The organism is Herbaspirillum sp. CF444, from assembly GCF_000282135.1.
In the GTDB taxonomy this organism is placed as follows: Bacteria; Pseudomonadota; Gammaproteobacteria; order Burkholderiales; family Burkholderiaceae_D; genus Herbaspirillum.
In genome coordinates this window covers 53,827-64,100 of the sequence record NZ_AKJW01000008.1, presented here as the reverse complement: position 1 = coordinate 64,100, position 10,274 = coordinate 53,827, and the positions used below count along the sequence as shown (strand labels likewise).

At 58.7% G+C, this 10,274-nt stretch carries 11 protein-coding genes; 5 read left to right on the top strand and 6 right to left on the bottom strand.

The features are described from left to right. A partial coding sequence (locus PMI16_RS01350) for a LysR family transcriptional regulator (RefSeq protein ID WP_007875607.1) occupies positions 1-652 on the bottom strand: 652 nt, incomplete at its 3' end. Between the two features lie 133 nt (positions 653-785). On the opposite strand from PMI16_RS01350, the gene argC reads away from it, so the two are divergent. Beyond that, entirely contained in the window at positions 786-1,715 is a 930-nt protein-coding gene (gene argC / locus PMI16_RS01345) for an N-acetyl-gamma-glutamyl-phosphate reductase (RefSeq protein ID WP_007875605.1), read from the top strand. Positions 1,716-1,843: 128 nt separating this feature from the next. Here the strand turns inward: argC and PMI16_RS01340 are convergent, their stop codons facing one another. Both PMI16_RS01340 and PMI16_RS01335 read right to left on the bottom strand, forming a co-directional pair. Continuing rightward, positions 1,844-2,266 (bottom strand): DoxX family protein, encoded by a 423-nt coding sequence (locus PMI16_RS01340; protein ID WP_007875603.1) that lies wholly within the window; start codon positions 2,264-2,266, stop codon positions 1,844-1,846. 42 nt (positions 2,267-2,308) lie between these two features. Beyond that, entirely contained in the window at positions 2,309-3,007 is a 699-nt protein-coding gene (locus tag PMI16_RS01335; protein WP_007875601.1) for a pirin family protein, read from the bottom strand. 170 nt (positions 3,008-3,177) lie between these two features. Here PMI16_RS01335 and PMI16_RS01330 point away from each other — a divergent pair, with 170 nt between their 5' ends. From PMI16_RS01330 to PMI16_RS01315, 4 genes are all read left to right on the top strand, one after another. Then, on the top strand, positions 3,178-4,104 hold the full coding sequence (locus PMI16_RS01330; RefSeq protein ID WP_007875599.1) for a LysR substrate-binding domain-containing protein: 927 nt from the start codon (positions 3,178-3,180) through the stop codon (positions 4,102-4,104). Between the two features lie 65 nt (positions 4,105-4,169). Then, positions 4,170-5,114 (top strand): LysR family transcriptional regulator, encoded by a 945-nt coding sequence (locus PMI16_RS01325; protein ID WP_007875597.1) that lies wholly within the window; start codon positions 4,170-4,172, stop codon positions 5,112-5,114. A 123-nt stretch (positions 5,115-5,237) separates the two neighbouring features. After that, a complete protein-coding gene (locus PMI16_RS01320) occupies positions 5,238-6,095 on the top strand; it encodes an aldo/keto reductase (protein ID WP_007875595.1) in 858 nt (285 codons plus the stop codon). A gap of 222 nt (positions 6,096-6,317) precedes the next feature. Next, on the top strand, positions 6,318-7,184 hold the full coding sequence (locus PMI16_RS01315) for a pirin family protein (protein WP_007875593.1): 867 nt from the start codon (positions 6,318-6,320) through the stop codon (positions 7,182-7,184). 33 nt (positions 7,185-7,217) lie between these two features. Here the strand turns inward: PMI16_RS01315 and PMI16_RS01310 are convergent, their stop codons facing one another. The 3 genes from PMI16_RS01310 to PMI16_RS01300 form a co-directional block, all read right to left on the bottom strand. Beyond that, the gene (locus PMI16_RS01310; RefSeq protein WP_007875589.1) at positions 7,218-8,282 is read right to left on the bottom strand and encodes a threonine aldolase family protein; all 1,065 of its coding nucleotides are present in this window, start codon (positions 8,280-8,282) and stop codon (positions 7,218-7,220) included. A gap of 97 nt (positions 8,283-8,379) precedes the next feature. Beyond that, complete coding sequence (locus PMI16_RS01305; RefSeq protein WP_007875587.1) at positions 8,380-9,189, bottom strand: helix-turn-helix transcriptional regulator; 810 nt, start codon at positions 9,187-9,189, stop codon at positions 8,380-8,382. A gap of 132 nt (positions 9,190-9,321) precedes the next feature. Continuing rightward, entirely contained in the window at positions 9,322-10,242 is a 921-nt protein-coding gene (locus PMI16_RS01300) for a cupin-like domain-containing protein (protein ID WP_034378781.1), read from the bottom strand. Between the last annotated feature and the right edge of the window lie 32 nt (positions 10,243-10,274).

Genomic DNA, 10,274 nt, shown 5'->3' with positions numbered 1-10,274 from the left:
CCGGCCGCTGGCCGCCGGTGGCGAACCATTCCAGCGTCAGATGTGAAAGCCGCGTGCCGGAGTCGTTCAGTATCAGCTTCTGCGCCGCCAGCCATTCCGGCGTGATGCGCGCAGGACAACGCCAATCCGCCGGCAGGAAGGCCATCACCGGATCGCGCCGCCATGGCTGCACCGACAAGCGCGCCATCGGCGACTGCGGCAAGGCGACCAGACCGACATCCAGCGTTCCCTCATTCAGGCGGGTCAGCGTCTCTTGCGAGGTCAGCACCTCGACCTGCACGTCGATGCCGGGATGATCCTGCCCCAACACCTCCAGCGCCTGCGGCAGCAAATGCGCAATCGCCCCGGTGGAGGCGCCCAGACGCACGCGCCCGGCCAACCCCTGGACTTGCCGTTGCACGTCCTGCAGCGCCTGTTCGGCATCGGCCAGCAAACGGCGCGCGCGTTCGATCAGGGTTTCGCCTATCGTCGTGGGACGCACCTGCCCGCGCTTGCGCGACAGCAGCGCCGCGCCGACGCGCTCTTCGAGGTCGGCGATGTGGAGACTGATCGTCGGCGGCGCCAGATGCAGCACGCGCGCCGCCTCGGCAAACGAGCCCAGATCGGCGATCGCCACCAGGGTGCGCAGACGGTCCAGATTGATTTCCCGCATTTGGCTTCCCTCCCGGATGAGTCAAAGATCAGAAAAACTGAATCTTATCGTTATTAAATTCAACTTTTCCTATTCTATCAATGCGCGCAAGATCGGGGTTCTCTTTTGAACCTTAGACCCAAGGATCCTCATCATGGCTTCTCCCCTTGTTTTCATCGACGGCGACCAGGGCACCACCGGCCTGCAAATCCACGAACGCCTGCGCAACCGCAGCGATATCCGGTTGCTCACGCTGCCGGCGGCAGAACGCAAAGCCCCGTTGCGCCGCGCCGAAGCAATCAATGCCGCCGACATCGCCATCCTCTGCCTGCCGGACGCTGCCGCGAAGGAAGCGGTCGCCGCCATCGAAAATCCGTCCGTGCGCGTGATCGACGCCAGCTCCGCCCATCGCACGACCGCGGGCTGGGTATACGGCTTCCCCGAGATGGATGCCGGACAGTCGCAACTCATTGCCGCCGCAAAACGCGTCACCAACCCCGGCTGCTACCCGACCGGCGCCATCGGCCTGCTGCGTCCGCTGATACAAGCCGGCTTGCTGCCGCGCGATTACCCGATCAGCGTGCATGCGGTGTCCGGCTATTCCGGCGGCGGCCGCCCTGCCGTGGAACAGTACGAAGGTCCCTCGGCGGCGCAGGCCCTGGCTTTCCAGGTATACGGCACCGCCCTCGCGCACAAACATCCGCCCGAGATGCAGCGCTACGCCGGGCTGGACCATCGCCCGATCTTCGTACCGGCCTATGGCGCGTTCCGCCAGGGCATCGTCCTGACCGTACCGCTGGAACTGCGCCTGCTGGCGCCCGGCGCGACCGGCGAACAATTGCACGCCGCCCTGGGCAGCCACTACGCGGATTCAAAACACGTGCGCGTGATTTCACTGGAAGAAAGCAAAACGCTCACGCACCTCAATCCACAGGCGCTCAACGACACCAACGACATGCAATTGGGCGTGTTCATCAATGAAGAGCATGGACATGTGCTGTTGTCGGCGGTGTTCGACAACCTGGGCAAAGGCGCTTCCGGCGCGGCGGTGCAGAATCTGGATCTGATGCTGGCGCATGCTTGATTCGTCGTCGCTTTCAGGAATGCAAAAAAGCCCTGCGATTGCGGGGCTTTTTCTTGTATCGGATACCTGCTCGCGGCAGGCGATTTCACGTGGCGGCCAGATGAAAGGATTCCATCTGAATCTGAACATCAGGCTTGTTGCCCATGCGGGGTCGCGGCTTGCCTGCCCGACGCGCTGTCGAGGCTGGCCGGACCGGCGCCAAAGTAGGCAATGTTGAGCAAGCCGCCCGCCAGCATGATGTTCTTGAGGAAGTGGATCATCTGGTTCTGATCCGCAAAATTGTGATGGAAGAAGACTGCGGTTGCCAGCGTGAACAAGGCCATCAGGGGAGCAACCAGGCGCGTACGGTAACCCAGCACGAGCAAGGCGCCGCCGCCGACTTCCATCAGCACGGCGATGGCCCAGCCGATGCCGGCCGCCGGCAAGCCGACACTGGCGATATAACCGGTGGTCGCTGCATAGGAAGTCAATTTCCCGATGCCGCTCATGAGGAAAGGGGCACCGATGAGGAAACGGCCGATCAAGGGCAAATATTTTTTAAGTGTGGACATGATGTGATCCTTAAAGAAAATGAAAAATGAAAAATGAAGAACTCAAGCTACATCGACAAGAACAACTTCCGCATCGTCAATTGCGGCGACGACGATCTTTGAAACATCCTTTGCCGCGATGCCATCGCGTGCATCGAGACGCAATCCGTTGACTGACACGGCGCCGCTCGCGACCACCAGATAGCCATAGCGGGCATCCCCGATTTCATACTCGAGGGACCGGCCGCGCGTGACCGTGGCGCCAAGAACGCGGGCGTCCGCGTCGATGGCGATGGCATCCTCGTCGCCGGGCAAGCCGCTCGCAAGCGCGACCCAGCGATTGGCTCGTTCGGTTTTGGGAAAAGGCTTCGCGGACCACTGCGGCTTGATGCCCAAGCGGCGAGGCCGCAGCCATATCTGGAAAATCTTCAGGGGCGTGCTGCCCGGGTTGTATTCCGCATGGCGGATGCCGCTGCCGGCGGAAAATGCCTGGACATTGCCGGCGACGATATGGGCCCGCCCCCCGGTCGTGTCTTCGTGCGCCAGCAAGCCCTCCCGGACATAGGTCACGATTTCCATGTCTCGGTGGCCATGCATCGGAAATCCAGTGCCTGGCTCCACCTGGTCGTCGTTCAGGACGATCAGGCTGCCCAAAGGCGCGTGCGTCGCATTGTCGTACCCCATCAGCGCGAAGTGGTGTTTGGACTTCAGCCAGACCAGGTCGCTGCCGGCGAGTGAATCCAAATTTCTGATTTGCAACATGCTGTTCTCCTGAAGTCCTCGGTGGGTGCTCTTATGCGCAGTGCCCATTGCACTCGCAAGTTGATGACGGCAGCATAGCGCAGCAATAAACGATGATTAATAGGTTGAAATAGAAGGGATATTTGTAGAAAATAGAAAAATAAACTGAAAACCAGTCGATGGAGGCAGGCATGGCGCCGATCAATGATTTGAATAACCTGGTCTTTTTCGCGAAGGTCGTCGATGCCGGCAGCTATTCCGCCGCCGCCGAAGCGCTCGATATGCAGACGTCCAAATTGAGCCGGCGCATCAGCACGCTGGAAGCGGAGTTGGGAGTGCGTTTGCTCAACCGCACTACGCGCAAGCTCTCCCTGACGGAGATCGGCAGGACTTTTTATCGCCATTGTGCGGCGCTGATTGCGGAAGCGCAGTCGGCAAAAGACGCCGTGAATCAGACACTGTCGTCACCCCAGGGATTGCTGCGCGTAAGCTGCCCTGTCGGCCTTCTTCATGGCGGCCTGGCCGACATTTTCTCCAGGTTTTTGGCGGCCGAGCCGCAGGTGCGCATCGCGCTCGACGCGACCAATCGTCGCGTCGATGTCGTCGACGAAGGGCTCGACATCGCTATCCGCGTCCGGGTGCCGCCGCTGGAAGACTCGGATCTCGCCATGCGTGTCTTCGGCCCATCGAAAATGATCCTGGTCGCCAGCCCCACGCTCATGCTCCGGCATGGCATGCCTGCCCGCCTGGCGGACGTGGCAAGGATGCCTGTCATCGCCATGGGCTATGCCGGCGACAAGGTCACCTGGCGCTTTCAGGACAAGGATGGCAACACCGAAGAACTCGTGCATACGCCGCGCCTGCATACGGACGACCTGCTCACGCTACGCGCCGCCGCCTTGCAAAGCATAGGCGTTGCCTATATGCCTGCGCTTGCGGTGACGGAAGACATGGAAGCAGGAACGCTGATCAGGCTCCTGCCACAGTTGAGCGCACGCGCGGGCATGATTCACGCCTTGTTTCCATCAAGGCGCGGCATGATTCCCTCGGTCAGGGCTCTGCTCGATTTCATGGCTGCGGAGTTGGCCGATAGTTCGTTTCCGCTATTCGAGTCGTGAATTGTCTATCTGGTTGGAACTCGGTATGATCAATTTTTCCATCGGCTTAGACGATACTTATCCCCATGCTTGACGGCGTATCGCTTGATCAATTGCGCACCTTTATCACCACCGTCGACGAGGGCAGTTTTTCTGCCGCCTCGCGCAAGCTGTTCAGGGCGCAGTCAGTCATCAGTCAGAGCATCAGCAATCTTGAAAATCAGATTGGCGTCGCATTGTTCGACAGGTCCGGCCGCTACCCCAAGCTGACGGCCGCCGGCGTCGTTCTGCTTGCCGACGCGCGCAATGTCGTGTCGAACGTCGACCTCCTGAAGGCCCGTGCGAAAGGCATATCGGCCGGATTGGAACCCGAGCTATCCGTCGTCGTGGATGTCATGTATCCGATCGACGCGGTGACGCAAGTCGCCAAAGAGTTTAAAGAACATTATCCCGGTGTCGCGCTGCGCATTTATGTTGAAGCATTGGGCGGAGCAATGCAGCCCGTGCTGGATGGGCGCTGCAGCGTCGGGATCGTCGGCTCGCTTCCGCATATTCCCCCGACGATGGCCCATGAGCGGCTTGCCGCCATTACATTTCTCATGGTCTGCGCCGGCGATTATCCCTTGGCGTCGCAGCAGGGAGTGATTCCTAAAGATGTCCTGGCAAGACACACGCAAATTGTTCTGACGGACCGCTCCGATTTGTCGAAGGGACGTGAGTTTGGCGTAATGTCGCCTTTGACCTGGCGACTTGGAGATCTGTTTGCCAAGCATCATTTCCTCTTGAACGGCCTGGGATGGGGAGGCATGCCGCTGCATATCGTGCGCAGCGATATCGAAAACGGCAGCTTGTCCGTGTTGCGGATCGAAGACCTGCCTCCCGAGGGTCTGATATTGCCCATGTCCGCCATCTGGCAAATGTCCTCGCCGCCAGGCCCCGCCGGCCGCTGGTTTATTGACCGTCTGAAGCAAATTCCTTCCCCGACAAACACCATCCCGGCGGGTAAAGTCCGTTCCGGCCCAAAGCGGTAGCCATCTGCTTTGCATCCATCGTTGATGCCGATGGATAGCATCGAAAAATCAGGACTGGCGCCTGCCTCTTTCTCGATGGATCATTCCGTGATGAACCGGAATGAACGAATCAAGGAAAGATCAATGTCCACTGCATCAGCATATTCGCCTATCGCGTCGGAAGTCCTCGCCATTGCCGGGGCCCCTGTTCCGCGCCTCGGATTTGGCACCTACGGCATGTCGGGTCCTGGCCTTCAGGAGACCCTGGTATCCGCGTTGCATCATGGATTCCGGCATATCGATACGGCCCAGATGTATCAAAACGAAGCCGACGTCGGCGCCGCAATCCGCGCCTCCGGAATTGCGCGCCGGGATATTTTCGTCACGACCAAGGTATGGGTCGACAACTATCCGGAAAAACGATTTTCCGCATCGGTCGATCAAAGTCTCGCCAAGCTCAAGTCCGACCATATCGATCTCCTTCTGGTGCATTGGCCGCGCGGAGGCGTTTCGATTGCCGAGCAGATCGACGGCCTGAACCGGGCTGTCGATGCAGGAAAAGTTCGCCATATCGGCGTCAGCAATTTCAACGCTGACATGCTGCAGTCCGCGATCAAGCTGTCCAAACATCCGATTGTCACCAATCAGGTGGAGTATCACCCCTTCCTGGATCAGAGCGTGCTGCTCAAGACGGTCAATGCCAACGCAACAAGCCTGATGGCCTATTGCGGCATGGCGATCGGACGTGTCTTCGACGAGCCCGTTCTGCGTGAAATTGCCATGCGCAACAAGCGAACAATTGCGCAAGTAGTATTGAGATGGCTGATTCAGCAGCCGCACGTCGTGGCCCTTTCCCGCACCGGAAAACCGGAAAGAATCGCCGACAACGGCCGTATCTTCGATTTCGAACTTTCTCAAGAGGACATGCAGGCGATCACGATGTTGCGCAGACCGGCAAGTCGGATCGTCAATCCTTCCCACCTCGCTCCCGCGTGGGATTAGTGTCTGTTTAGTGCCTGTTAACAGGCACAAATCCATCGCAGTCCGTTTCAATCCATCTCAACCCATCTGTTCTGCAGATGGTTTGTATCGAAATATATTGTCTGTTCAGATGCATGGCCGGCGCCTATTCTCTTATCTACGCTACATCGGCACACGGGACGGCAAGACGAACCCGTTGCGTCGGCAAGCATTGTGTAAATCATTCAGGACATGGAGAAAACGATGGTCATTCACGCACAACCCACGCAATCCGGACGTGGCATTCAACAACAGCGAAAACTTGTATTCCGCACGCGCGGACATGCGCACGGGGCGATTACCCGATTGGCAAGCCCGGGCGATGTCGGCGAACTGATCAAGCCGTTCGTGTTTCTTGATTATTTCGAGGCCGATGCCGCAGATGCCCCCAAGTTTGGATTTCACCCCCATTCCGGCATCGCGACATTGACGCTGATTTTGTCCGGGCAGGCCCGCTACAAGGAAACGACCGGACGTGAAGGCATTATCGACAAGGGCGGCGTCGAATGGATGCGCGCGGGTAGCGGCGTCTGGCACACCGGCGGCCTGCATGGCAAGGAACGAGGCAAAGGATTTCAGCTTTGGGTGGCGCTGCCGCCCGAACTCGAACTGGCCTTGCCTCATAGCCAATATCTCGACGCATCCGCTTTTCAGACCGCAGGGCCTGCTCGGATCATCATGGGAGAGTATGGGGGACACCACAGCATTGTCGCTGCACCGGCAGGCATGACTTACCTTGATGTGCGACTGAAAGCCGGCGACCGTTGGCGCTTTACACCGCCCAAAGGCCACAACGTGGCCTGGATTGCGGTCCATGAAGGAAGCGTGTCAACGGTTGAACATGTCTCCTCAGGCGAGATCGCGGTTTTTGAAGAATCCGAAGACGAAATCCGCTTTGACGCCATTTCAGATACCGCCTTCGTTCTCGGTTCGGCAGTCAAGCACCCTTACGATTTGGTCACTGGCTACTATTCGGTCCACACCAATGCCGCCGCGCTCAGGCAAGGCGAAGCCAACATTGCGCAGATCGGCAGCCAACTGCGCGGCCAGGGAGTCCTCAGGCGGGCCTGATTCCAGGCAATGCCTTTTGCGTCGCCCGACTCCTCAAGACGGCGAAAAGTTGACACTGGTTTGCGAAGCGGGCGGCAGCTTCGACAGAAAGGCATCGACATGGCGTTCTTCCGTTGCCCACGATGCGACCAGACGAATCACCGAACTGTCCGGTCCCCGCTTCTCCCAGACATAGAATTCGAAATTCTCTTGCAACGCCGAGATCACAGAGTCCGGGAGTATCGGGAATACCTGGTTTGTCTCGGATTCGGCACTCAGCAAATAACCGGCAGACAAGATGCCTGAAGCCAGCTTTTTGGCCATGGCGTTGGCATGGCGGGTCATCGTGAAGAACAGCCCCTTGGTTCCGAAAAGCGCGCCAAACTGGATGCCCAACAGGCGCCCTTTGGCCAGCATGCCGCCGCGCTGCTTGATGTGAAAAGCAAAGTCCTCTTTCAAAGAAGGATTGCACACCACCAACGCTTCCCCCAGGAGCGCACCTGCTTTGGTTCCGCCAATCCAGAAAATGTCCGCCAGGGATGCGATATCAGCCAACGCAACATCACTCTTGTCCGATGAAAGAGCAGCGCCCAAACGCGCCCCATCGACAAAGAGGATGAGTCCTCGTTGTTTGGCCAAGGCGGAAATGGCGCGCAGTTCGGACAGTGTATAGACCGTACCAACCTCGGTAGCATTCGACAGATAGAGCAGCCGCGGCCTGGCCATGTGCGGAAAATGCGCGTTATCGGCCATTGCCGCCTCGATGTTGGCCGGCGTGAGTTTGCCATTCACGGCTGGAACGGTAATCAGTTTGTGGCCAGTCGCCTCAATGGCGCCCGCCTCTCGGACAACAATATGCCCCGAGTTGACTGCGATCACGGCTTCATGAGGACGCAAACAACTGGAAATCGACACAATATTGGCCATCGTTCCATTGGCCACAAAGTGAATCTCGGCCTGAACGTCGCCCAGATGACGTTGAATGTCCGCCTTCGCTTTATCCGAGTACGCATCGGCACCGTAGGGGGCATGCTGCATGAGATTGGACGCCAAGAGCGCCTCCAGGATGTCGGGATGGCATCCCTCGCTATAATCGTCGAGAAAGCTGAAAGTAGTCATCGAATTTGCTCGCTAAATTACGCCATGACGCAAGATGCGCCGGCACAGCGTGCAGATTACCGAGGACCGGTAAGGAAGGATTGTAAAAAATTGGCAATCACGTGAAATTCGAGGGATTCACCCCGTAAGCATGCTGAAATGCCCGTGTGAAATGACTCTGGTCGAAAAATCCCACGGCATGCGCGATCTCAACAATCGGCATGGCGTCCCGGGCCTTCAAAAGCACCAGGGCTCGCTCTAAACGCAAGCGAATCAGCCAGGCGTGCGGCGTCATGCCAACGGTACGCTTGAACATCTTCAAAAAGGTGAAGCGGTCCAGATTCAATAGCGAAGCCAGATCTTGCAACAGGATCTTCTCGGGCAGATGCGCCTCGATGAACTCACGCAGCAACCGGAATTGCATCGTCGATAGTGCACCGGCGACGACCTTGGGAGCGGGTTTCAGGAGCCTGGCGAAAAGCGACTCAAACAGATCAAGCACCCGGCTCTCGCCCAGCAATGGGTCCGTTGCCGCTTGCATCATGGCGGCATGCATCCGTAGCAATTGGGTCGCCAGCCCCGCGTCTCGAATCACGGCGGCGGAATGCGACGGAAAACAGTGCTTTCCGGTCACCTCTTCGCCAATCCCCTTCAATAGTTCGGGCGAGAGACGAAAGGTATGCAGCGTATATGGCGCATCGGCAGCCTTGCCATCGTGCACCTCGCCCGCGGGCATCAACTGGATGACTCCTCGCGTTAGCAGCAGTGAACTACCTTGAAAAGACTGACGCTGGACACCGTCAGCCACGAGGGCGACATGGCAATCCAGGTGATAGTGAGGCTCAAAGGTAAACGCGGTGAATCGCGCCGTGCTCAAGAACAAACCCGGGAACGCGGATGCCTGCTTGTAACTGACATGATCATCCACGGCGGGCTACCTCAATTGGTCTGGAATTAAAGGAAACGCTTATTTTCACATAGACATGCTGGTTTTTGCGGGTGAATCCGCAGCCGACGACGGATATGGCCGCACACCGGCCTTCCCGCCATCCTGGCGAGTTCAGCCGGCCTTCAGCACAGTATTCCCATTCAACACCAACGGCAGCGCCCTCGCCCATCGATTCGCCGATAGCGAAAAAGTCAGCGCGCGAACCTGGTGGTACCACCCTGCCGGCACGTACAAAAGCTCGCCGGGTTGCATGATGCATTCGATCATTGCGGCCTGGCGAGCCAGCGGGAATTTGCCGAAGTCCGGCGCCTCCGGATCAAACGGCGAGCCGAACAGGATGGCGTTGGCCTCGCGCGGATAAAGGAATTCGTCATGGTGAGGCGGCGCCAGGAAAATGCGCTTATGGCCCCAGATCTGCGCAAAGATATTGTCGTCATAGTCGCAATGCAACGGCGTCACCGTGCCGGACGGACCAAGCCAGAAGCGCGGCGGGCCCATTTTTTTGAAATAGACCGGCCAGTGACACAAGCTGTTCAGTTCGCGCAGTTCCAGATTGCCGACATACGGCGGCAGGTCATGCTTGTTGTTGGCGACAAGCTCAAGATAGGTCAGCAACGACATGTCCTGCATCGCCCGGTCGGGCGCGAAAGCGGTATTGACATAGTCGCCCACCCGCGCGCGCACGTGCAGCTCGCCAAAGCGGTCGCGCAATGTTTGCGGCGTCAGCGTGGACAGCGGCCACTTGCCGACGAGCCCGGTGACGACGAATGGCAAGCCTTTTTCTGCACGCAGATGAAACGCCGCTGCATCGAGCATGGGCACGCGCGGCACGTCGGTAATGAGCGGCAGGTCGCGACTCGCACGTCGGATGGCCTCGCGCATTTCCTGTATCGACGTGACGCCGCGCACCAGCGCGTCCTTCCGCTCCCGCGCCTGTTTCCTGGCCATGGCGGCTTCGGGCGACAGGGGCGCCGATGACGGACGGGGCGGCAGCAAGCGCGACGAGGGGCTTGTTTCCTGCATCTCGTGCATCTCTTGCGCCTCCTGATTGCCGGTCGCCGGAT